A 25,271-nucleotide genomic window follows, 5' to 3' on the forward strand; every position below is an offset into this window, starting at 1 on the left:
CCAAAATCTTGAATGTGCATTATTTGTGTGCTTGCTACTAACACCAATAAGAAGGTAGTCGCGAACAACCCTTTGATTATGCGTTTCATACCATTACCCCATTTCCACTAAATTTCGATACTCCACTTTGACTTCATCTGAGACAAATTGGCGACAACGTTCAAACATTCTCACGCAACGAAGTATAGAGTGCTCATTATTGATTATAGTGGATATTCTCATACAGTCTAATAAGTAACAAATTCCCTTTTCGTACTGACCACTGGTCAAATAATAATCAGCTAATTCACTCAAAAAGCCAACAAGCTGATCATTAATATTCTGCTTGTCATTCGTTTGTCTTCCTTCTTGATCATGTATCTTGGATATTTCCCACTCAAATTGACTCAAAATACTGTCTACATTTAATTTATAACGATTGGCTACTATCATTATATTCCACAAACCCGGTAGTAATTCCTCTCTATTTGTTGAAATGAGATCAATATATAAAGGAAGTACCTCTGTATCTCCAGCCATGAGTTTAGTTAAACATATGTTAGCCTCGCCCCATTCTTGAAACAAGCTTTTCCAGCGCAATGCTTCTTCGTCGGTCTCTTTCACCCAATCCAAATCACAAGACTCATACGCAATTTGTAACGCCAACTCATATTTTCCTTGTTCATAATAAACGCCGCCAATAAGTGATTTACTGAATGCGATATAAAAAAATAACGGTCGCAGAGGTTTGCGCTCTTCCCTTTCCTGAGAATGATCCAAAGAGTATTGAGCTTTGGCTAAAGTCCTTAAATCCTTAGCAACTTCCTTAGCGCGTTCCCATTTTCGCAATGATCGGTATACATTAGCCAAATCTATAAGTGCATCTAATTGGTCTATAGCATCGAGACGTTTGACAAATGGCTCAAATTGAAGTGCTGATTGGAAATTCTTTTCTTGGTCATCTCCAACCTGAATCTTGAATATGCGATATTGACAGATGGCTAGGCGTTCAGAATGTTGATATCTCTCCGCTTCAGCCACCCCCTCATAGAGCAGTAGTGCTGCCTCATGTCGTCCCTTTGCCAGCAATCCTTCTGCAATTTCAAATAGCTTGGGTGAATAGAGTAGATTGTCCATGATGGCTCCCACCACTCGACGGATCACACCGAGCTTGTCCAACTCCGCACAGCGATATAAAAATGGCTCAATTCGCCTCATATTCGGAGGATGGTCGATGATGTAGTTTTCTACGAACAAGTCGTAAAAGTGACCCTCTGGTAAGCCCATAGCTTCAGTAATTCGATCAAGCTGATTAATAGACATAGATTTGTTACCTGTTACAATGCTACTTATTATTCCCCTATTCATCCCTGTAATTTGTCCAAATTGCGATAATGTTAAGCCTTCTTGTTGTAGAAATTGTTCCAATTCTGCTCTAATCGTGGGTGTAATTTTCATCTATAAACCACCCTTTCAACGTAGACTAACAATACGATGCATAGTTAAAATTATTATGTAGTTGTGAAACAAGTAGTAAAATACCTTAACGATTTTGATTGTACCATCTTTTGGCATAAAATCATATACCTTTCATATATTCACTTAAGATACCTTTTGGGATAGTTTACGATGATTTCATCATTAAAAGTATCGTCTTTATGTTATGTATAATTTATTTAGAAAATCATAATACAACTCATCCAATACAAAGTTACCAGATTTATAGTTACATTCGTATTCCCTTGTAATTAATCTATGAATTGAGCTTAGATTGGATGTATAGCATCCAAGCAACCTTAATGATATTAGGGATGGTATCGAGTAAAATTCAGGCTCTATCGGGAAATGGATGTGCTGTACCTATATTTGTAGAAAGTGAATGGTCAATTGATTTTAACCATCCCCGGGGTATATTTATTAGAGATAAATTTAGAATATATCGTGATTGCGCTACTTAAATTCCCCGACATCGGAGAAAATTGTTCATAAGCCTAATCATCATAAGCAAAGTAACTTCAGTGTGGGGGGAGATGTGCTGCTGCATTATTTGGTAATTTAATAGGCGTTTTAGGTGTAAACTATCCCCCCTTATTCAAATCACTCACCAATATATGGTTATTAAACAACAAAAAAAGCCTAGATATAAATCATCTAAGCCGTGAGTGTGTACGTAGTGTACATATGATTATTATTTTATCCTACTTCTTGCTGTTGTTCATATTCTTTAACTCTACGATAGAACGTGTTAGGTTTCATTTCTACACGCTTCATTGCTTCAACTGCTGTTATGCTGCCTTCCCTCCATTCCTCATATACCGCAATGAAGTCATCACTTATTGCCTGTTTAGGCCGACCAAATACCACACCATTATTTTTTGCTGCTGCTATACCTTCAGATTGTCTACCGTTTATCTTCTCACGTTCGCGTTCAGCCATGTAGCTTAGTAGTTCAAGCACAATACTGGAAATAACCTTCTCTAAGCCATTATGGTATTGTCTAGTATCAAGGATAGGCATATCAAGAATAACAATGTGTGCGCCTATTTCGTGCGTAATATCTTGCCATTCACGTTTGATTTCTTCTGCATTCCGTCCAAGTCTGTCTAGTTCCTTGATGAACAGAATGTCGCCTTTTCTAAGCACACTCTTCAATGCCTGATATTGTGGTCTATCAAAATTCTTGCCACTTTTCTTATCAATAAAGTAATCTCGTTCCATGATACCTAAACCTTGCATTGCTTCCAATTGTCTAGCTTCGTTCTGATCTTTCGTCGATACTCTTATGTAACCATAGTGTCTAATCTCACTCATATGGATCATCCTTTGCTATGTCATTGATTATATTATAGCAAAACTATGTCAAAATGTATATCAACATTTAAGAAATGTTTCAAAATATTTTATATACTATTTGACATGTTCCATAACCACTTATGACATACAATAGATCTCTATTGCAAAAGGTATACTTTATGACATAGAGTAAGCAAGGTTAAGGTGGACATTAGCTGTCTTAACGAATAGGCAAGAAAAGTTTTACGCTACGTCCAACCCAATGTACAGCTTAGAAAATATCGAAGTCGTGTGATTTATAGATGTACATCCAGTCAATGTTGTATGCTCAACTCTGAGCGTACTATAGAGGACAAACCGCATCGACACCCTTATCGAAGCTCAATCGTCAAAATTGATCATATGTTCATAAAACACTTATTCTATATAGCTTTCTGAGTCATTATGGTTCAAAATTGTGCCTGAATATATTTACATCGTGCGTATTGAAAAAATAGCTAAAATGTAGATGGAATAAGGACTTTTGGTAAATATAATCAACATCATAATGCGTATCGTACGTATCGGGGAAAAATGTTCAAAAAAGCTTGATATATCAAGGAGCATTTAAGTTTTTATAAATTAAATTGCTAGAAACTTAAAATTGAAGAATCGTTTATTTATCTATGTTTTTAAAAACAGCAAACCTCTATCGTCAATCGCAACAAGAAACGCGGAGTGGAAGACATATTTTCATCAATTTTCACTCAGTCACGCTTACTCTTTCATATATGTATGCCATTTCTAGGACAAGATGTCCCAAAGACAGAAGGATACGAATTATATATAATAGAAGAAACTCAAATCTTATTCCCTCACAGTCATCTCCTCCACCGTCTTCTGCTCACCAGTTGAAGGAACAGTGTGCTCCTGTTCAACAAACTCCAGACGATCAACGGATTCGGGTAGAGAGAGCATTTCGAATATTTTACCTACTGCTAAACCGTCCGATGTCGGATGGTTTCCGAATTGTTCGAATGCTTGAATCATTTTCTGTGCTGTTCTTGAAGTTATGTGTCAATAGTCTTCTGGAGTTAGTTCTATGTAAAAGGAACTTAAGAATTAACCAAAGAACTAGGTGAAACTCTTAAGGAAAGAGGAACACCATTTGCCGAGGTTCGATTCTTAAGTTCAGTCCATTTAGTACGTTAACAATTTTAAATAATTATCTTTTGTTTCTACTTTACAATTTGCCCTTAAATAAAACCCGCGTTCTGTAGTTATAGAATGATCTGTATATCCAACAATACTACCTTCATAGTCAAGTTCTTCTCCCACATATAGCTGAACGGACACACTGGAATTTACGCAGTTTTGCAGTTGCTCATCAGTAAAAATTGATATTGCTCTCTTTTTAGACTTCAATGTAACCATTCCTTTCGAGAAAATGAGAGAATAGACCTTATTAGTCTATTCTCTATCGACTATTCCTTACTTAAGCGGGAAGTGTTCATAAAATTTATAAATCGAGTGTCTCTCCATCATACTTCCACTGCTTGGGAAAGGCTCGAATACTTTTCCTAAACGTAAGCCCAAAGCATATTGTTTAAGGATACTTAAAAACTCACCTTCTGTTGTATAATTCTCAATTTGATCGTTATATTCATCACTCAATAATTCAGAAAGTGTGACAGGACCATCGGTATAAGGGGTGAAAATTTCTATTCCCCACTGCCTTACAAGATTTGTAGAGTAACCATTAATAAAGAATGGGGCAGCATTAAAAGTTCTCCCCTTAATGAACTGATACTCACTATTCTTAAACACCTTATATGCATCTTTATTCCCTGTAATATTTGTTAGATTCAAAGAAGCTAACTCGTATGACATAACACTTGCTAAGAAACCTCCTAATGAATGGCCAGTAATATAAATATTAGCTCTTGGGTTCTCTTCAATAACGCTTGCTACAAAATCCTCTGCATTATACGTCTGTATATTGTCATTATTTATAAATATGGCTAAGTCATTGGCGAAGTCTTTTATTTGCTCCCACGTTTCAGATTCCGTTCCTCTAAATGCTATAATGATGTCATTACCTTTTTTCAATGCTACAGCCCCAAAACTAAAGTTGTACCACTTACTATTGTAGGCCTTAATGATTTTCCATCCTGCCAACTCAATATCAGGGTAAGCGTCACTGTCTTTAAATCTATTTATTATTTCTTCATTTAGTGTTCCCCCAAATTCAGTACCCTGTATTGATTCTAAATTCACATAACTCAAATCACTAACCATTACATTATGGCGATCTGTCACGTTATAAACTAGAGGTTGGGGATCAGCTTTGTCGCTCATACCATCTCCATCTGAATCTTTTTTCGTTGGATCTGAGAGCATTGAAAAATAAACAGGATCTTGATCAAAATTTTTAGAAGCAAGGATTGCCTCACTTCCATCCGGTACTCCGTCTCCATCCGTATCTGCATTGTTAGGATCTAATCCATACAAAATATCACCATTACTTAAACGCACGCCATTGATTTCAAAATAATCAGGAATTCCATCTTTATCGCTGTCTAATACTAATGAGGCATCAATTGTTTCATCCGCTACATGTTCATACGCCAAGTCAATTGATTCTGCTGTAGTAGCATGGAAATATGAACCTCCTGTCTCTGACGCAATTCGCTTAAGCATTCTCTCATCAATGGATTCTCCTAGACCAATAGTATAAACAGAGATTTTCTCACTCTTTGCCTTTTGTATCGCATCATCAATAAACTCATTATTCCGGGTTCCTTGCCCATCGGTTAACAGAACAATAAACTTATCATGGTTGTCTTCTCCATTTTGCTCTAGCTCTGTTAATGCAGAATCTAAAGCAGAATAAATATTAGTCCCTCCATCCCCACTTACCTGATACACAGCATCTTGTACCGACTGTTTATCAGAAGTCAAAGCAATTCTCTGGACAGAATAATTGTCGAATTGATAAATCGCCGCTCTATCATTCTCTTCCAACTTACTCACAAAGTTACTAACTGCTTTCAATCTCATATTCTTGGGATCATTCCAAGACATACTTCCAGAAGTGTCAATGCTAAACACGACGTCAACTTTACGCTCACGCCCCGTTGAAGGGTCTTTTTTAGGTAATCTGATTTCCTTCGCCCAAGCGGCATCCCATGCCTTACCATTTAACAAAATATAAGTGCTAAAATGAGGAACAATCGCTGTTACTGAATGGGAACTCGGATCATACGTTTGATTCTCTACCTTTTCTAAGAGTTGCTTTTCTTTGTTGTAGTAAAATATTTCTGGGCGAAAATCATCTGATTCCAAAATTGGATTATATTCAAATGTAATTGCGGCTGTATTGAATTTGACATCTGTCGTGAATTCAAATGGCGCACCAATATATCCAGGAATGTTCTTATTAATAAAGGCTTCTTCCCCATAAACATTTGTGATTACTGTAGAAGTTGCTTCTTTAGCATTAGAAACTATTTTCACTGAAGGGGTAACATTTCGGTCACGTTCATAGGATTTTATCTCTGTTTTGTATTCAACAGGTTCGTCCCCATCCTTAATACCATTACCGTTTGTATCAGGATTAAGAGGGTCCATTCCAAACTTCTCTTCTATAGAATCCTTTAATCCATCAAGGTCTGTATCAGCCTCTAACGGATTGGTTCCTTTCTTTAACTCGTAAGCATCTTCCCAGCCATCGAAATCAGAGTCTTTGTTGTTGGGGTTGGTACCCAGTTGTATTTCTTTTGCGTTCGTTAAGCCATCACCATCACTATCTTCATCGCCATCATTCACGCCATTTCCATCCGTATCAATTTTTAGTGGATTAGTGCCAATAAGATTTACTTCTTGACCATCAGTTAAACCGTCACCATCTGTATCTGGATTATGCTTATCTGTGCCTATCATTTCTTCCTTATAGTCAGGCAGGCCATCCTTATCAGAATCTAGTTTCGTATCAATATTATTTTTTTTCGATTTTTTATCTGTATCAGCACTGCTTGTAGAAGCGTTAGCCGTTTGAGTATTTCCACTTTGTTTAATTCCAGTACTACCTTCTGGATTAGTAGGAGGACTCAAAGTGGTTTTGTTGGAAGACTCAAATTTAATAGCCTTATCTAGTAAGGTTACCGCCTCAGCGCGAGTTAACAGATTTTTAGGCATCAATGTCTTATCCGGGTAACCTTGCAGTATGGCATGGTTCAGAACACCTGAGAAACTGGTATTGGCCCAGTCAGCTACAGTATTGGAATCCTTGTACTCTTTAAGAAGATTTAAATTATCTTCTTTCAGGTTCAATTTGTTCGCTAGAATAACAGCAGCCTCTTGACGAGTCAGGGTCTTGTTCGGTTGAAACGTGTTATTGGGATATCCTTTAATAAACCCCTCATCAACAGCCTTCAACACATCTTTGTAATACCAATTGCTCTCCTTCACGTCACTGAACTTGCCTTTCTTGTCCGATACATCATAAGTATCTTGGCTATCAAATCCCTTATGTAGTATGCTTAAAAACTCCGCCCGTGTGACTTGACGATCTGGATACACCTTTCCATTTTCGTATCCTTTTAAGATTCCTTTGGACAACCATTCGTTCATTAATGAGCCAGCCCAGTGATTCTCTAATTCTTTCTCACTGGTTGCCGCCTGTGAAAATCCTGGCTGTGCTAGTATTAGCAGCAAAGAAAAAAAACAAAATACATACTTTCTTCATATTGCACTCTCCCCACTTGATAAATAATACCTAGTTAAATAGACCCACCCTCCTTAAAATGAGACAAAAGTAATAATACCATTAGTCCTATGAAAAATTTGTCGTTTTTTGTCGGTGTAAGTTGGATTTTTTTCAATAGGGAAATAAACAAATAAAACAATGTAATCTTGGTGCTAATTAAAAATATCAGCATGTTAAATGGTGGACATGTCTCTATTACACAAACATCCATTCAAATCCCTGATATTTTACAAAAAGGTACCTTTCCAGGGTACACAAAAAAAGACTTATCCGCTCTTTTTAGAGTAGTGTAAGCCATTAAATATTTTTGCGTATCTCCTAATTCAAAAATTAATTAGTACACACCTTCTTAAAAATTGAGACGCTTTTCACATGAATTTTTCATAATAAATAACTGCCCAGACTTTGTATATAAATACAGGTACATAAGAGTTATTTCAAATTGAAAGGAGCCTCCCCTATCTCTCTACAAAATACCTATTAGTCATATACCACGCCTTACCCTTAACAGTTTCAACTATACCTTTCTTACTATCCAAAAATACAATATCACCGCATTCTTTACAGCCCCATTTGTTCCTTTTGTACGCTGATTCCTCTATATAGGAAGCTCCACATTTACACTCTACTTGAATCAATACCTTGTGCTGGCTGTATGCGTCTGCTAACTGCTCAGTGGCCTTACTTGCTACTGTAGGTTGTATTGCTGCTACATGTTCCCTCTGCTCACTAAATTCATTATGTACCTTAAAATCTGCCACAAGCTCAGGATTTAAACCAAAATGCTCTTTTCCTACTGTTGTTACATATTTGCTGCTTACACGATAAGATTCTATCCAGTCCTGAATTTGTTTGCTGGATAGTTGGATTGATCCTTTAATACCGCTATTTAGCGTGTAGGTCATTGTGTGTAACTGGTTTAGATTCATGTTTAGTTCATCATCTCCAATATGCTAATAAGACGAAAGCTACTGTTTTATTTTTTAGCTTTAATATTCGCAAGCAACAAAATTAAGACTATATAAAACCAAGTGTAAATTCCCATTAAAGGAATGCCTTCTTTCCACGGAGACAAATTATAAATAAATATAGATGGGCAAACAAATTCTAAAACTAATAGTATAGTAGCTGTAAAATATATAAATTTGGTCTCTTTCCCTGATCGCATTATCCTATATAATATCACAGATGAAAATATAAATAATATTATTGAAATCCATGTCATCTAGATTCCCGCCTTATTACGAATCATTTTCTCTCTCTTTAGAAAACTTATGTTTGTAACTATCTATTATACGCAAATTAAATTTATCAAACTCTTCTTTCAAATCATCAGGAATTATATATTTGGACTTTTGCCAAGCATTTACTTCTAGCTGAAATATTCTTCCTCGCTGTCTACGTAAGATTTTCATTATGGTCAAGATGATATCCAATTTTATGAAAGAAAGCAGAATTTCGAAGCCTACCCTGAGTGCGGCATAATCCTTTGGTGAGTTTAATCAGTAGTGAGTTCGATACTGTTCCTGTACACTCTGCTTTCTTCTATTGTAGTATTCGTAAAGCTCTATATCTGTTAGTTTTTTGTTATTTAAATTAGACCCATAACTTAATTGCTCCATATTCTGTAAGTGCAGCCATAAAGGTGTTGTCATCACTTATGGTAAATTCCATTGGTTTTTCTTTCATATTATAGAATTCACTTTTTCCTGTTGTTAAATCAGTTACTTCCACGAAATATCCCATTTCATTATTCATTTCTCTTACTTCAATAATATGATGTTTTAAAACATGGGATTGAAGAATGTCTAACCTACTCACAGTTTTTTTAGGGTACCAATCTCCTTTTTTTTCTATATTAACGATTGAATAATGTTCAACCTTTCTCGATAAAAACAAATTTTTATTTATTATTCTTTTAAATCCATCATTATAGATTTTTTCTTCTTTCAAAAGTTCAAACTTATTATTAAAAATATAAAGAGTATTAAAGTTATAAAGAAGAAATCCTTCATCTAATTCATAAAATAAAGGAACTTGTCTTCTCATTAAAAATTTACCACGAATTTTAAAATTTTTCTCAATTTTTTCTTGTAAAGAGACAAAGTAAATTTCCGTTTTGTTATAATAAATTATATAATCTCCTGAATTAGGGTAAAAGTAATAGACGTTAACATCAAATTTTTCTGAATATATATTTTCTCCCTTAGAATTATATAAATTAAATAATAATCTATCCTTAAAAATGCTTCCTACAAATATTGTTTCCTTTGTGCTACTGTATTTAAAGGAGAATATATCTCCTACTTTTTCTCTAATCTTAAAGGAAGAAATTATTGTTAAATTATTCGTATCCCATTTAGCTACCTTATTGCTATTATCCAATGTTATAATGCTTCTCTGATTCTCAATAAGTTCCATCAGTTTATACTCTATATCTTCTTTCATTGGTAGCTCTCTATAACATCTTCTCAAATATCCTCCTGGTAATTTGATATTTTTATCATTTATTCTCAGCCAGATAGTATCTGGCAGAATTTCTTCGTGAAGTTGAGATAATTTTAAATAAACTATACATTTTTTTTCATTTGTTAGTTTATAAGCTAACTCTGCTTCTTCACGTGGAAGTTTAATTACATAGTTACTTTTCATTTGAGAAATTCTAAAATTTAATGCCCACTCAAACCACTCTATCTCCAAATTTAATGCTTCATCAAGAAACAAATGTTTGCTTATTTCTTTAACTTTTCCCGCAATAAGTTCAGAACCTAAATATATTTGGATCTCCTTAATAAAATGTTGTTTATCTAAATAATCAGAATTCTTAAATATCTTGTCTAATTTTTCAAGCTGCCTATTTGCTCCTCTGGGTAACATCGTTACTTTCATGTTGCTATTTGTTTTTTTATAATTTTTCTCTTTTAGTTTTAAAATGAATCTCCCTTCAATTGAAGCTTTCATACAAGGGACTTGTTTATAAATACCATCATTCATATCACGTACTACATACGAATAAAGTTCAGTTACATCAATCTCATCTCTCTGCTGATCATCTATAAATTCTTGTAAATGTTGTAATAATATCGATGTAAAAACACCATTGCTTTCATCTGAAAGAGAATAAGCATCTTCATGGTTAGTAGCAGTTATAATTACTCTTCCCTTTCCTTTAATATCAAATTCTTTATTCATGACATTATTTACAGCATTAATGTTTCTTGTTAGAAAACCACTCTTGCAGCAATCAACAACAACTAGTATAGACTTCGCTGGAGAATCTTCGATAAGTTCATTTAAATCTTGCATAGCTATTTTATTATTTGCTTCTGAGTCAGTAGAATCATATGTTATCAAGTACCCTTTACCTTCGTAAACTGCCCCATGTCCTGCCCAATATAGAACAAGTATATCATTATAATCACAGTTACTAAAAAAATGCTTAAGCATACTTTTAACGTTACCACTCTTTACTTTTTCATTTGTTAATACTTCAACTGTGGCATCAAAATTATTATCGAATACTTCTTTCATTAAATTAATATCATTTTCAACACTATTTAGATCATCAAAATTTTGGTATATATTTGCTCCTATCAATACTACTTTCATCATATTTGTCTCCATATTTCAGATACCATCTTTCTTCATCTTTTTACTTCATATACTCTTTTTAAGGCTAATGCATGAAATGATCATTTTTTAAAGAAATAATTTTCTCTAATAATCACTTCTGACAAAGATCTAAGATAAAATCCATTTTCAAACTTTATAAGATTATCAGTGAAATCTACTAATTGGCCGATAAAATCAAGTTCTCCACTAACGTAGACTTCAAGGCTAACCCCTGATTAACACAATTATAAAATTGTTCATTTGTTTGTATCTTGATATATCTAGTATTATTTTTCATTTTAATAGCTCCTTATAGAGTGAAGTACGTATTTTTCGATTTTCAAGTCTACCTAGGAAGCACCATATTAACTTTCTACTTGAATCAATATCTTATACTGCTGTATGCGCATCTGCAAAGTAGTCTTAATTACTGTACTGTCTAAGCGATTTAGCCAAATTTATTTTTTATTTTAAAGTTCTCCTTTGATAGATTTTAATTCATACTTTGCTATGAATCTATGCCCATCTTTTGAAGTTTGGAATCTCTGAACTGCAATGCCACTAATCTTTGTCTTCTCCACTAGTCCAAAAGCCATCAACGGTGGAATGACATAATGAATTGAATAGGACACTTCACTTCCTTTTTTTGCTCCAGTTGTAATACCCGTTGCTAGGTTATTTCGAATCGACAGAAAGAATGATAGAATCGAATCACAATGAGCAAGTTTCTCAAATTGAGGGGGAACATCCAGAGGCATAGCTTTCAATGCCCTGAATATCTCTTCAAAAGAATAACCTCCGATGAATTCAGTCTCCTTAGCTCTATTTTTTATGTTGGATAATTCTTGCTTTAATTTATCATTATTCTTGAGTAATTTAGAGTTTACTAGTAGGACTTTTTCAATATTAGAAGCACTATCTGCCTTAATCCAGCCTGATAGTGCTAAGTCACCCTCATATTCTTTTAGTGACTCCATTACTATCAACTTTATGTCCTTTAAATCTTCAAAGAACTTGGATATATTATTTAGTACTTCCCCTTTAAAAATTTGATATTTCGTATAATTTATTCTTTCTAAATAATCAGGATTCTCTTTTGCCTTTTCTGTAAGTCTTTTTTCATCTATTACAATAGCAAATCTTCTTTTCCCCTGTTCTCCTGCATAGTCATATTCCCAATGCGTATAACTTTTCCCACTCTCTTCATCAATGCTTCCGTAACGTCCACCAAGAATTAACATATAGACATCAGACTCATCAATCCAGCGCTTAATTGTTTCCTTTTGGCTCTGGTCTCCGGATTTAAAAAGCTCCATTCCTGCTGGAATGTGCCCCGCATTCAATACCGCTGTTACAGCTGCCTGACGCTCTTCGACCATATCTAAGTATGTTGAAGATATAAACACCTGCAATTTTTTCTTCATATGTAATACGACTCCCTTTTGTATAATATTTCCTATAATATAATGCAGGATAATAAGATGCACTATAAAATCATCGTTTTACTTCCAACACATTATCAATATACAAGCAGAAAAGTATCACAGATTTTATGTAACTTTCTAAAATCTGTGATACTTTTCTGCTTGTATATTGATGGTAGTCAAAAATTCTCTAGTTCATTTACATGGCTCTAATATGTTATTTTTAGAGAGTTATTAATGCTGTCTAATTCAATTCCTGCACCTAATCCCCTAGCAAAAACCTGAGCAGGAACATAGGTAACTCCCTTTATTACTTTAGGTGCTGCGCTCACTGTTTCAGATGATCCATTGTAAAACACTATTTTGCTTCCAATGGTAAGTGTCATTTTGCTATTTCCTTTAGTTACGCCAATTGTACCACTAGTATTATCATAATTCAGGGTAGCACCCAAGCCTTCAGCAATCTCACGAAGAGGAACCAAGTTTGTATTCTGATAAATCAATGGCTCACTACTAAAGCTTAATTTATTTCCGTTCACGTAAACTCTTAATCCAGATTCTTTATAAGCTGGCTTCGCTGCTTTAGGCTTTGCAGTGCTCTTTTTAGGAGTCGATTTACTCGAACTCGAAGATGAGGAACTACTTGAAGAAGATCCTCCACCATTATGATAATGATATTCCCCGTCTTGGAGTCCCCACTTAGCACAGTTAGTACGACAATAATGTCCACCATTTGAATCAGTTCTACCCGGATGAGCATATGCTGTAGCACTGGAAAGAATCAACACTAAGGCAAATGAACTAGCTAATACTTTATTTTTCACTCTTCCACAACCCCTTTTTGGTATTATATACCTAGTATATTAGCACAATGCACCAATAATAAGGAAGAATTTTGTTTCATATTTAAATAAATCCAACAAAAAAACGCCTATCGCTAGGCGCTTAAACTTGCTAAATGTGCTTGATCCTTTGACTCTTATTCGTTTATTATTCTTCAATTCATTCATATTGAGAAGGAAATGGAATTTCGAGTATTTTGTCTATTTTATCAGTAAGATCATTTCTTGTATGTGCAACTGTTAAAGAATTTAGGACTTCAAAATCAGAATCTATTGCACCAAGCGCTTCATTGACTTCTGCATCATCATGTAAGGGACTGTCAATGTTTACTTTGAGCAATTCGTAATAAGTGCTGCGCTTGACTTCTTTTACATAGTTTGTGATTGTAGTCTCCGTTGATGTGTCAATATTGTCGAATTCAGTCACCAGCTTACCCAAATCTCCAATTATAAATTTCATATCAGTTGGCGTTACTGAAACCCCTGCACTAAGGCGTTCTTTTCTAATCGTATACAACTCATCTTTAAAATTTCGAGCTTTTTCTATTGATTTGATTTCAGCTTTTATTGAGTCAATCTTATCTCTAATTTCAGAAGACTCTTTTTTCTCAAGAGCTTTTTCATAGACTTCTAGAGCATCGTCCATTTTGTCCTCTTTATAATATTGATCGGCTCTATCTGCCAAACTTGTTACTTCACTTTGAAGCTCCTCCTCTTTATTTACACAGCCGCTAAAGAGTGTTACCAATATTACAACCATAGCAGTAATTAGTATCTTGTGAATCTTCATTATTGTTGCCCTCCAACATTTTCCTTTAGCTTACCACGCCTATAGTAATGGGTCTATAGTAATGATAACACACCTACTTTTAGGCGTTTAGTTACATATTCAAGGGGTGACAATTTGGTATCCCCCCGACCACACATTCCCTCTTGTTTCAGCTTTCTCCTCTCACGTCTTATAGCTGTAAGTTGCTTTTTAATCTCCAGCCTTCTCTCAAGCTCTGTATCCTTCCCTGCTGCCTCTTTCACCAACTGTCTATACATTGAGTTCAACCAGTCCATATCCATGTTACATAGCCTTTCTGTCAGTCTGAGCCAACAGCTTGAGGTTGATCCATTCATCATTCCACGTTTTCACGTACAGTCTTCCTTTGATTAATCTTCCAGTTTTATACATACTGTTTGCTCCTTTATTTTTGTATTATTTAATCTTATGATTCAAATCCCATTCGCTCCGACCCTACCATTCCTATTAACCAGACAGCAAATAATTTTATTCCTATAGATTAAACAGTGTACTAAGCAATAGAAGTCAAATTAACAACAGGTTAAACATTAACCTCAACCAACAAAAAATCAGAAGCCAAGAGTTGGATAAGCGTCAGCGCAGACATGCTCTAAATACTGTATCTACACATCTAAAGATATAAAGATTTAAGAACTACTAACTAGACCTCAAATCGTGCAGCATGAATTGAGGTAGACCCTTGCATATTTAGAGGGTAAATATTGCACGATTTGAGGTAAGATGTTGCATGAATTGCGGTTAGGTAAAATAGGCTGATTTATCAATAATCTGAGCAGTCGTAATGTGCCTTTGCTTCCAGAACACTTACCTCATCGAATACACAATACATTCTGTTTATCACTCGTTGTAACTCAATTTGGTCATAGCCTAACCGTTCAAGAGCTATAGCGGTATATCCCATTGCTGCATTGTTACTCCATTCATGAAATCCGAATATAGATGATTGCTCATATCCTGCCTTGTATGCTTCAGCTAGTCGTTTCTCTATATCATCCAGCAGATTAATTTGAGTAGCATTGACACCATTGGGAAAGTAAAGGCGTTCGATCTCCATACGTTGTGACATTGGGAATGGATATTCGGGATTGTTATTGTTCATACTCTCGTTTCCTTTCTATGTTCACCTTGCTTATATTTGCGGTTATCTAAATCATTGTTACAGTAAGTGTGACTCGTTACGTTACATTGTTGATTATGATGATAAAATGACTCTTTTACATTTGATTGTCATAGCTGTTAAAAGCCCTGAAAAAGTTATAGAAGCCTATTTAATGTTATTATTGCGTTGTTATATGATAAAACAGGACAGATATATCCTATAATGGATATGAGATTGTCTGCCCTGCTATGTATTATGATTAGATAAACAATGCCACTTCTCCAGACGTTGAATACTTGCCACGCTCAACGTAAACATCATAGATACGTTCAGGATCATCAGTTCTTAAGCGATTGAGTTTGAAAGCTGGCATATCTTCCTGAAACAACTTTTCCAATGCCGATTGCTTATTGCGATAATAGTCGTATACAAATGTTGCTTTAGCATTATAACCGTAAGCGTCAATATGTTCTTTACGCATTTTAGTGAGCAGGGACAAAGGATGCCTAGCAAAAGTGGAGCGATTCAGAAACTCGTTTAACCGTTCGACACTGGTCAACATGAACCTCATTGATGTAATAAGGGTTTCAGCTTTAGGCGAGATATCAAGGAAGTAACAGACTTGCTCCAGTGTTAAATCAGCGTGATATGGTGTGTTCATGGTGGACGCCCCTTTGTTGGTTGTGATGGGTTTGTTCAATAATCTTGTCATATATGTATCTTCTCCTTTTGGGAAATAGTTGTGTCACGTGACACATTAGAAGCCTGAAACAATCCCTCTCGCTTCATCCTCAGCACGTTCAATGGCCTGAATAAACGGTAATAAAGCTTCCTCACGTTTGTACTGTATAGCCTTCTCAGCAGTACCGTTAGCATTAGCCCATTCCCAATACGTGATGATATCAATGGGCTGCAAGAAATACATGGTCAAAGCTTCCACGGGATTTACAGTGTACATCTGCATGAACTGATCATCTGTAAGTTGGCTATGCTGAAGGTATTCATCCTTCATTTGGTGGAGTAAAAGAAATCTACTTTCACGATTAACGTTGACGATACGATTTACATACTCATTACGGCGCTCAACTGTGTTCAATATGATTTGCATGTCATTGCGAATGCCAGTTGCTTCAGGAGAAATATTGAGCATGTTGATTAGGTCATTGATGGACAGGTCAGGATTGTACGGTGCTGGTTCGATAATACGAGTCCAATTGTCGTCATTACCATGCTCAAACACTTGGATAGCGTCTGACACGTTAAGGCCAATAGTCTGCCATTTCCGATTTAGAGCGTCGGTTATGTGGTAATAGTGCAATTCTTTTTCAGCGTCTTCTTCTGATTCCCAAACTGGCTTCATTCGCACAATGTTGAGGATCGCTTGCTTGTTTGCTTTTTTCATCACTAGGTATCTTCCTCCTTGAGATATTGGTAAAATGGTGATGAAGGTGCCGAAGAAAGTACTGCACACTCCTTTGTTCAAGAGTATATTGCTCTATTCACCAGCTGCACTTTCATAGTGCAAACCTTTATACACAATATATCATATGCACTTTCATGGTGCAATGTTTATTCTAACTCTTTTGGAGGATAATATGGATCAACAAAACTACATTTTGTATTGCAAGTTAGATGAAATTCTAAAGAGGCACGATAACATGTCTGTACTAAAATTATCTGAAGAAATTGGACATCGTAGAACTACGATTATGGAACTACTACACAACACCAATATGGAAAAAAAGAAAATATCAGCTTCGTTAATCACAAAACTTTGTGTTTATTTCGATGTGACTCCAAATGATTTATTTGAAATCCGTAAGCGTGTAGAATAGCAAGTATAACCAATCCTAATTTGAATACTAAAAAAATAAAGAAGATCTCGAAAGTTGAGGTCTTCTTTTCGTGTCGGCAATTTCGCCGTGTCGCCAAAGTTGGCGATACCCTTACACATAACAACTCAATGGCAATTTGTCTGTTAGCTATCCCTCAAATTTGAGGGGCAGGTACAAGATGTATCCTTGTTCATCTCACTATGTAACAAGGGAACGAAATTTCGTTCCATATGCATAGGATTTTGGATATCGCGTTTCACGATAGTTGAGTTTAGCTTTCAGATATTTTGAATCGAAAGGTCTGGATTCGGATGTCGTGTAAATCGACTTCTCACGGATAAACTTCCAGCAGTCAGATACAGCTATCCGTCAATTTGACGACTACCTTAAATTTCTAAATGACTGATCAATCCACATTGTCTCGAAATCGAGCAATACATAATTTCTGTATTAGATATCGTTTCGTGATTCTCCGAAGCGAAACGTCAATTTGACGTGTTGCGATGTCGCATCTCCAATGTGGACAAAAAAATCCAGTTGCCGTCAATATGGGGGCAACTGGATGGTAAAATTGGTGTTTTATATAGACTTGAGTATTTACATTGTTACATAAAATTTGATACATGCTTTTATGGTAAATTTGTATCTTGCTTTTTACTCACACGCAACTCCGTCATTATCCCTATCTAATCCACTTCTGTACCCAGAGTCACTTTGATAAAGTGGAGCCAATCCTAAACTTCTCACTTCGGCGCAATTTCGGTAATACACATCTTCACTACTGTCAGAAGTTCCGACATTTTGAAACGTTACATAATCACGGGGTAAAAACAACAACGATACTAGCGCAATACAAACGGGATAAAGTCCAATATATGATAACCATTCAACGGAAACATCTTTATTAGATCTTTCTCCTACTTTAAAATCCAACACCAAATAAATTAAATATGAGAGCATAGAAACGAAACACACAATTCCTATAATGTAATGATCATCCCAAATACAATACACTGAGAAAAGTAACAGTCCAACTGATAAATAAACTGGATATAGAATATACCCCCATCTAGCCCCGACAGAGCTTATTGAAAGAAAGAATAAACAAAACAATCCTCCTAAAAAAATTAAGACCATCTTGGATCTGCTCCCATGTAAATAGTGATAGGAAATTTAAAACACATCTTTTATTTTTATTGTTTAAATTTGTTTGATCTTCGGTATGAATCTAATGAAAAATCCTTAAATGTTTCATATTCGCTTCTAATTTCATCATCAATGTATTGCTCGCCTAGCTTCCATGCATTTAGCTCCATTTGTTCTTCATGGCCTTTATTATAAAAAAGAAAACTATTTCTCTTATAATCAATTAAGTGTCCAGTTTCGTGTGCAATTAGAATCTTTATTAAATTGGCTATTGTCGACACGCCAGCCTGATCAAAAAAGCGCGGGTTGTTAAATACATCTTTTATCTCATTGGGATCATAAATAATTGTCTCAGGAGCGTCTGCTATCATTTGAAATCCCTTCTCCAGCTTTTCTTCTTTTACCGCTAGATTCAACTCAAACTTCGTATTAATAGTTCCGACCTGTCTACGCACCAATTTTCGGATTTCTCCCACATGAGTTGTCTTCAATACATCCTTGCCTCCCATTTTATCTCTAAAAAAACCTTTTTATTTCGTTTGTTATTCCACATATCCCCTATTAACTCAGAAGGAAAATTAAAAACGGTTCTTTGGCAACTTCACTTCCCCTTTTTCACTATTCCAACCAAGAGTGAAAACAGTTTCTTGGTGGCGTTCTACGGGATGTCCGTAGTCAGTCGTATGTATATTAAGCAAAATCCAACCTTCGCCAATATATATATTAGCAACTTCGACAGATTGTGTCTGATATAAGGAAGCGACTTTTTCCAAACCTCTATTATCTTTTTCCACTTCTACCACTCCATTTCAAATTAAAATATTAAAACAGTCATTTGATCAGTTTCACAACCCAAATTTCATGTTGATTCTTTAATGTATCTCTTTCTTCTTGATAAATTTCTCTAAAAAAATCCAACCTTTGATGACCTTCTAGCAAATGATAGGGAGTTCCCCAAGAAGGAAATGTATTATTTTCTAGAACAATAATAGGTTTGGGCCATGTACGATTTTTAAGCATAAAACTGATCAACCAGTTTTCTTCCTCATATACGTTATGCCCCATTCCACCAAGTTTATCGAATTCAAATGTATTGATTTTAGAATAAACCTTATTGCTATCCCATATTTCCCTTTCAAATTTCATTTTTTCAATTCCAAGGCTGATATAACGAGCATCAATATATTCGTAATGCCGATAAATCCATTGTTCGATTACATCAGTAGGAATATTTAGACCCAAATCGGAAACTTTCTTTATATAACTCTCCAAACTCTCAGCTCTTTCCCCAAATAAATCATATGAATGAGAACCGGGATTAAGTGCATTCCATAAATTTTTATCAAACATACTAATGCCCCTTTTTAGTAGTGTATGTGTTTTGGTGAAATAGTTATTTTAAACATATTTAAATTCTGCTTTTAATTCATTCTTGTAATAGTTGACCAACAGTGTAGCAAAATCTTTAATGTGATCTTCAGTACCATATAACTCAGAGAAGTACTGATACATTCTTGCTACTATTTCATTTTGTTCGTTTTGGTCATATTCCCAAACACTCATCTCTCCAAGTGTCTCATGAATTTCATTTAATATTATTTCCTTGTCTTCAGCCGATGCATCGTTGATATATTCGAGCCAAGTACCCAAAGTGCTGTAAATCCGACCTCTTAAAGAACGCTCTTTATTCGATAAGAAACCGTCTAAGTCATCCATTATAATTCTTACCAAGAAGGAGATCGATTCATTACCAAGCCCCATTACAAACAACTCCATCCTATGAAATAAACCTTTAACAACAGGAACAATATACCATATATCAGCACACTCGTTCGAGTATAATTTTTTGATTCCATACACTTTACAATGACATACTCCTTAGACGCTCTCACATTCGCTCTAAAGCTGTTATTCATGTTATGAATAAGGAAGTCTCAAAATTCCCGTAACTCTCACCTGTGTTGGCTCAACCCTCTCCTTTGAACTTATCTCATTTACTATTCTCAAACCAAAAAACTATTTACACATCTATTTTTTTGTGATATATTTAATTATTACCCAAAATAAAACAAAGAAAATATTAGGAGGTTGCTTATGGCAAAAGGTTCAGTCAAACTTGATGAAAAAACAGGACTATATTATTTTGTTGTGGACGTTGGAAAGGATGGAATTAGAAAGCAGAAAAAGAAACGAGGATTCAAAAGGCAGAAAGATGCGTATGCCGCTATGACTGAAGTATTGAATCAGGCAAATAAGGGTGAGTATATAGAACCCAGCAAGATAAAGTTTATTGATTATATGCTAGATGTATGGATAGTGGAGAAAGAACAAAACAAACATATATCTAGATTAACAGCAGAGTCATATCGGTCTACAATCATCAATCATATCTCTCCTTTCTTTAAAGATAAAGCTTTAGGCGAGGTGAATTCCAATGATATTAAAAAATTTGTAAGTTATATTAGGCAAAAGAAAACAAAAAAGAATAAAGAGTTTGCAGAATCTTATGTCCAGCGAATTTTCGACATCGTAGTATACTCCTTAAATTATGCAGTTAAAGGCGAGTCGATTAAAGTAAATCCAACTAATAAAATTGACAGACCTAAAAGAATAAAAAGAAAGTTGTCAATATGGACAGTTGAGCAAATCCAAAGCTTTTTAGACTCTTTAAAAGATAGCAGACATTACATCGTTTTCTATCTGGCAATACACACAGGAATGAGGAAAGGGGAAATACTCGGACTCCCTTGGAGGAACGTTGATTACAAAAATAAATGTATTATGGTTACTCAGACGCTAGAACGTGACGGTAAGAGAATCAAACAAGGCGCAAAAACTTCTTCAGGTGTCCGTTTGCTTGATATATCAGATGATGTAGTTGAGGTACTAAAGAAGCAACATGAAAAAATAAAATTAGAAAAAGAATTGGCTGGAGATATGTATATAGATAATGATTTAGTGTGTTGTACAGATATTGGTAATCCAATATTGTCCACCAATCTCTTCAAAATAATGAAAAAAAAGATTGGAAAATTGGGGTTGCCATATATTAGATTCCACGATCTAAGACATACTTCTGCTTCGCTTATGCTGTCAATCGGTATCCACCCAAAAGTCGTATCAGAGAGATTAGGTCATAGTAGCGTAGTTTTAACACTGGATACTTATTCACATTTATTAAAGAGTATACAATCAGATGCAGCAGCAGGTCTAAGCAATTTGTTGAACAAAAACAATGAAACTGAACTAGTAGAAATTGATGAAGAATTCCGTGACCAGAAGCGTGACCAGAAAAATGAAGTTTAAGATAAACTCCTTGATACATAAGGATTTATGAGGTAATTTGAAGAAAGGATTATCATGTTGCCTACATGATAATCCCCATGCTGAAAAGTCTGGGGACGATTTTCTAATAGATGGCGGTTTTTCTCAATAAAGCTTATGGCTTGATCTGCTCCCTTTAGGGGAATACCGCATGACTTATAGTTTGTAATATATCTGTTGATTTTGGCATTATAATGTTCAGCCCATGGGACTCGATCTTGCTCCGCATGAATCTCATGCATTTTTTTTAGTGCATCTCCTGCCTGAACTCCGAGTTGATACTGTTGTGCTGCGGTTAACGTGGGGATAATCTCTTCAGCATCTTTCCCTTCGATCCAGGTGAACAGAGAATACACAGATTGACCATCATGACAAATCCCAAATTCAAGCGGCCGGGACATGAACAGATTCTCCACGTGATCCAGCTTTGTTACAGCTTCAAACTCGCGTTTCTTTTTATCATAATGAACCATATTCGCCATTCTTAGCAGCAATTCCCTACCGTCAGTGGTTTGAATATAATATTTTTTGTCACTAGACCAGCCTTTATGAATCTCTTCCACGCTGCTCCACATGCTGGCACCCGGCATTTCACTAAAGAGTCGATTCACGCTCATCCCCCCACGTTAAGATAGCCTTACTTACTATATTTGCTTTCCATAGTTTACCTTTGAAATGACAGAGGAATCAATCTTCTTCCAGGAAAAACTCAAATAAAAAAGGCTGAAAAGACAAGTCGTCTCTTCAACCTCAATATTCACTGGGTTGCCATCGTGAACACCCATCACTTGTATTGTCAAATTAGTAAGAATAAGAAAACTCATGTTTAAATTCCTCTACCCGTTGAATGGTTTTCAAAATATTGCGACCTTCACGTGTGCCATCAATAATACGACGGGCTTGTTTACTATCCCCGATATTAATAACTTCTACTTGATGTTCTTTACCATATTCGAGCAAGCTGTCCATCAGCGGACTGTACGAACGCATACCCAAGCATACGAATCCAAGGTCAAAAGGAATCTCAAACTCCTGTTCTCCATGCTTTACTTTGAAGCGGTCGCTACACACTTCTGTCAAAGCTGTTTCCGTATGGACGTTCACTTCCTGCTCCTCTACCATTTTCATCATGGAAATGCGAGTAATCATATCCAGGTCTTTACCCAGTAGCGGCATCATCTCAATGATGGAAACCTCTTCTGCTCCACGCTCTGCGTAATATTCGACGACATCCAGTCCCACAGCTCCGCCACCAACTACAGCAATGCGTTTACCTTCAAACTCCTGGAATTTCTCCATGTTGTGCAAAAGATCAAAGATGGAGAACACTTTTGTGCCCGGTTTGCCCAGTTGTTCATGCAAACCTGCAATTGGCGGAAGAAGTGGTGTGGCCCCCGTCGCATTGACAATAATATCAGGATTCAGGGCACTAATCATCGCCAAATCGGCTCGGGTCCCTGTTACAATGTTCAGATTGGTTAACTGTTTGGTGCGTTGAATCAGATAATCAGGGAAATCATTGATGCGTGTTTTGTCCGGCAAGCGGGCAATATCACGAGCCAAGCCACCCAACTCTGGTTTCTCCTCAAAGAGGGTTACTTTGCAGCCTACTTCGGCTGCCGTACATGCTGCTTCCATCCCAGCGGTACCCCCACCGATCACAACAACCTGAACATTGTTTTTAACACGTTGTTTCCGGTATTCAGCTTCCTTGAACAGATCCGGATTTACCGTACAGCAAATCGGTTTACTTTTGGAGATACGATGATCGGCACAACCAATGTTGCAAGAGATACATTTTCTAAGCAAATGTTCGTAGCCGTTTTGCACTTTAAGCACCCAGTTCGGTTCTGCAATCAACCCTCTACCCATAGCCAGCAGATCAGCGTCACCTCTCTCCAAAATATCCTGCGCAGCCTGTGGGCTCCGAATATTACCTGAGGTCATTGTGACTTTCCCGAATTTTTCTTTTACCGCTTTAGCCATATATGAGCGCCAACCATCCGGCAGGTTCATCCCGTCAATCTGGAACTGGATGGAATCATTCAGAGCAGCAGAAACGTTCAGAATATCTACCTCATCATTAAGATACTCCAATAACTCGAGTGTATCTTCCAGTGTGTTCCCACCTTCTGTGAACTCTTCCGCGCTAAAACGTAAGCAAATAGGGAAAAATGGGCCGACCACTGAACGAATTTCATCAATGACTAATCTGGCAAAACGAGTACGGTTTTCTGCGCTTCCGCCAAATTCATCCGTGCGTTTATTATACATCGGTGAAAGAAACTGACTCAGCAAGTAGGAGTGTCCCGCATGAATTTCAACACAGTCAAATCCTGCTCGTTGCGCTCTTCCCGCTGCTTCTCCGTATTTGCGCACAATGGCGTAAATTTCTTCTTTTTGCAGAGGTCTTGGAATAGCTCCGCCCTTTTTAGAAGGAATATTCGAAGAAGATACAGGCTGAACTCCGTTCAGTCGTCCCGCATAAGCCGAAGCACCCGCATGGTTAATTTGTACAGAAACACAGGCTCCATAAGAGTGCAGGGCTTCTGTTAATCTAAACAGTCCGGGAATAAACTGGTCGTTATCCATACGCAACTGGGTTGTTCCGTTTGTACCCATCGGGAAATCCAGACAAACATTTTCTACTGTTATCAAGCCGGTACCACCTTTGGCCCGTTGCACGTAATAGTCAATATGATCCTGAACAAAGCTTCCGTCCATGGCAGCAAAGTTAGTTCCCATCGGGGGCATAACAATCCGATTTTTCAAGGTCATGCGTCGTATGGTTAGAGGTTCAAAGATAGCAGGATAGTGGTTCATTGTTCTTCCTCCTTGCGAGTTTACAAATTTCATGTTCAAGCTTCCATTAAAGCATTCTCATATGTGATTTTTTTCACTTTCGGGAATATCGAGATGTTATTGAGTACGATCATTCCTTATGACTTGATTTTATATCATCTAATCCATAAATTCTAATGCTATTTTATGTATCAAATCATAGTTTTAGTCTATAGATTAACTGGATTTAGACATAAAAAAGGAACAATCCTATGAGAAATGTTCCTTTAGTGTGAAAAATCATGCTTATATTCCGGACCATCTACCGATCCGTTCTTTTGAAACCGTTGGGTACACGCTCCAAAATCCCTTCCCTAACATATTTGTCCAGCAGCCCACACATTGCGGCATATCCATTTTTTCTGAATAAAGGTACGTAGGCGTTGGCTTTAGGAGAGGTGTTCAGATATTTAAGAAAAAATCCTTCGTCGATCACCTGGGTATCGTAAATATAAGCCTCAATAGATGTATGCCGTTCTGGGTGATGCTCCCCATTATTCATAAACAGACAATGATCACCATGCAAATCAGCTGACCATATTCCATCAATAATCAAGTCTGTTTCTTCCTGTTTCAGCCATTCAAACTGAGTTGGGAACGGATCATACTCAGAAGGTCTGATTTGGTGGGTTTCGATAGCCATTCGTTCACATAAACGCTGAGCAGATAATGTGTATTTGTCCCACAATCCCAGAATAGCCATATCTCTTTCATGCGAGTATTCCCACTCTGGATCTTCTTCTGTCGAAGTTGTGAACTGTGCGAGCGATTGGTCTATACCCTTACGCCTCATTTCTATTTTCCTTCCTCCTATCCAT

At 36.3% G+C, this 25,271-nt stretch carries 21 protein-coding genes and 1 pseudogene; 2 read left to right on the forward strand and 20 right to left on the reverse strand.

Going from position 1 to position 25,271, the window contains the following annotated elements; all coding sequences use genetic code 11:
- Positions 1-93: 93 nt before the first annotated feature.
- The 12 genes from NLX82_RS24260 to NLX82_RS24315 form a co-directional block, all read right to left on the reverse strand.
- Complete coding sequence (locus tag NLX82_RS24260; RefSeq protein WP_254349177.1) at positions 94-1,437, reverse strand: helix-turn-helix domain-containing protein; 1,344 nt, start codon at positions 1,435-1,437, stop codon at positions 94-96.
- 735 nt (positions 1,438-2,172) lie between these two features.
- Positions 2,173-2,790, reverse strand: coding sequence for a recombinase family protein (locus NLX82_RS24265; protein WP_254349178.1), 618 nt, complete (start codon positions 2,788-2,790; stop codon positions 2,173-2,175).
- Between the two features lie 828 nt (positions 2,791-3,618).
- Entirely contained in the window at positions 3,619-3,801 is a 183-nt protein-coding gene (locus tag NLX82_RS24270) for a hypothetical protein (protein ID WP_254349179.1), read from the reverse strand.
- A 441-nt stretch (positions 3,802-4,242) separates the two neighbouring features.
- A complete protein-coding gene (locus tag NLX82_RS24275; RefSeq protein ID WP_302055958.1) occupies positions 4,243-7,467 on the reverse strand; it encodes an S-layer homology domain-containing protein in 3,225 nt (1,074 codons plus the stop codon).
- A 510-nt stretch (positions 7,468-7,977) separates the two neighbouring features.
- Entirely contained in the window at positions 7,978-8,448 is a 471-nt protein-coding gene (locus NLX82_RS24280; RefSeq protein WP_254349181.1) for a hypothetical protein, read from the reverse strand.
- Between the two features lie 667 nt (positions 8,449-9,115).
- Positions 9,116-11,128, reverse strand: coding sequence for a caspase family protein (locus NLX82_RS24285; protein WP_254349182.1), 2,013 nt, complete (start codon positions 11,126-11,128; stop codon positions 9,116-9,118).
- A 473-nt stretch (positions 11,129-11,601) separates the two neighbouring features.
- Positions 11,602-12,555 (reverse strand): DUF4062 domain-containing protein, encoded by a 954-nt coding sequence (locus tag NLX82_RS24290; protein WP_254349183.1) that lies wholly within the window; start codon positions 12,553-12,555, stop codon positions 11,602-11,604.
- Positions 12,556-12,764: 209 nt separating this feature from the next.
- The gene (locus tag NLX82_RS24295) at positions 12,765-13,379 is read right to left on the reverse strand and encodes a copper amine oxidase N-terminal domain-containing protein (protein ID WP_254349184.1); all 615 of its coding nucleotides are present in this window, start codon (positions 13,377-13,379) and stop codon (positions 12,765-12,767) included.
- Between the two features lie 178 nt (positions 13,380-13,557).
- The gene (locus tag NLX82_RS24300) at positions 13,558-14,187 is read right to left on the reverse strand and encodes a hypothetical protein (protein ID WP_254349185.1); all 630 of its coding nucleotides are present in this window, start codon (positions 14,185-14,187) and stop codon (positions 13,558-13,560) included.
- Positions 14,188-14,968: 781 nt separating this feature from the next.
- The gene (locus NLX82_RS24305) at positions 14,969-15,307 is read right to left on the reverse strand and encodes a hypothetical protein (RefSeq protein WP_254349186.1); all 339 of its coding nucleotides are present in this window, start codon (positions 15,305-15,307) and stop codon (positions 14,969-14,971) included.
- Positions 15,308-15,566: 259 nt separating this feature from the next.
- Positions 15,567-16,019, reverse strand: coding sequence for a hypothetical protein (locus NLX82_RS24310; protein WP_254349187.1), 453 nt, complete (start codon positions 16,017-16,019; stop codon positions 15,567-15,569).
- 45 nt (positions 16,020-16,064) lie between these two features.
- Positions 16,065-16,712: a hypothetical protein gene (locus NLX82_RS24315; RefSeq protein WP_254349188.1), complete on the reverse strand. Its 648-nt coding sequence runs from the start codon at positions 16,710-16,712 to the stop codon at positions 16,065-16,067.
- 190 nt (positions 16,713-16,902) lie between these two features.
- Between NLX82_RS24315 and NLX82_RS24320 the strand changes: the two genes are divergently transcribed.
- Entirely contained in the window at positions 16,903-17,142 is a 240-nt protein-coding gene (locus NLX82_RS24320; protein WP_254349189.1) for a helix-turn-helix domain-containing protein, read from the forward strand.
- 654 nt (positions 17,143-17,796) lie between these two features.
- On the opposite strand, the pseudogene NLX82_RS24325 reads toward NLX82_RS24320, so the two are convergent.
- From NLX82_RS24325 to NLX82_RS24345, 5 genes and pseudogenes are all read right to left on the reverse strand, one after another.
- Positions 17,797-17,910, reverse strand: a pseudogene (locus tag NLX82_RS24325) (excalibur calcium-binding domain-containing protein); the annotation flags it as partial.
- Between the two features lie 425 nt (positions 17,911-18,335).
- Positions 18,336-18,779 (reverse strand): hypothetical protein, encoded by a 444-nt coding sequence (locus NLX82_RS24330; RefSeq protein ID WP_254349190.1) that lies wholly within the window; start codon positions 18,777-18,779, stop codon positions 18,336-18,338.
- An 87-nt stretch (positions 18,780-18,866) separates the two neighbouring features.
- Positions 18,867-19,082, reverse strand: coding sequence for a hypothetical protein (locus NLX82_RS24335; protein WP_254349191.1), 216 nt, complete (start codon positions 19,080-19,082; stop codon positions 18,867-18,869).
- 37 nt (positions 19,083-19,119) lie between these two features.
- Positions 19,120-19,638, reverse strand: a complete 519-nt coding sequence (locus NLX82_RS24340; RefSeq protein ID WP_254349192.1) for a hypothetical protein — start codon at positions 19,636-19,638, stop codon at positions 19,120-19,122.
- A gap of 48 nt (positions 19,639-19,686) precedes the next feature.
- Positions 19,687-20,148: a hypothetical protein gene (locus NLX82_RS24345; RefSeq protein WP_254349193.1), complete on the reverse strand. Its 462-nt coding sequence runs from the start codon at positions 20,146-20,148 to the stop codon at positions 19,687-19,689.
- A 234-nt stretch (positions 20,149-20,382) separates the two neighbouring features.
- Here NLX82_RS24345 and NLX82_RS24350 point away from each other — a divergent pair, with 234 nt between their 5' ends.
- On the forward strand, positions 20,383-21,594 hold the full coding sequence (locus tag NLX82_RS24350) for a site-specific integrase (RefSeq protein ID WP_254349194.1): 1,212 nt from the start codon (positions 20,383-20,385) through the stop codon (positions 21,592-21,594).
- On the opposite strand, the gene NLX82_RS24355 is transcribed toward NLX82_RS24350, so the two are convergent.
- From NLX82_RS24355 to NLX82_RS24365, 3 genes are all read right to left on the reverse strand, one after another.
- Positions 21,591-22,223, reverse strand: coding sequence for an aminoglycoside phosphotransferase family protein (locus NLX82_RS24355; RefSeq protein WP_254349195.1), 633 nt, complete (start codon positions 22,221-22,223; stop codon positions 21,591-21,593). The two genes, NLX82_RS24350 and NLX82_RS24355, sit on opposite strands and share 4 nt — an antisense overlap.
- Positions 22,224-22,413: 190 nt before the next feature.
- The gene (locus NLX82_RS24360) at positions 22,414-24,435 is read right to left on the reverse strand and encodes an NAD(P)/FAD-dependent oxidoreductase (RefSeq protein WP_254349196.1); all 2,022 of its coding nucleotides are present in this window, start codon (positions 24,433-24,435) and stop codon (positions 22,414-22,416) included.
- Between the two features lie 280 nt (positions 24,436-24,715).
- Positions 24,716-25,246, reverse strand: a complete 531-nt coding sequence (locus NLX82_RS24365; protein WP_254349197.1) for a hypothetical protein — start codon at positions 25,244-25,246, stop codon at positions 24,716-24,718.
- Between the last annotated feature and the right edge of the window lie 25 nt (positions 25,247-25,271).

Origin of the sequence: Paenibacillus sp. A3M_27_13, from assembly GCF_024213315.1 — a bacterium.
GTDB classification, from domain to species: domain Bacteria; phylum Bacillota; class Bacilli; order Paenibacillales; family Paenibacillaceae; genus Paenibacillus; species Paenibacillus polymyxa_B.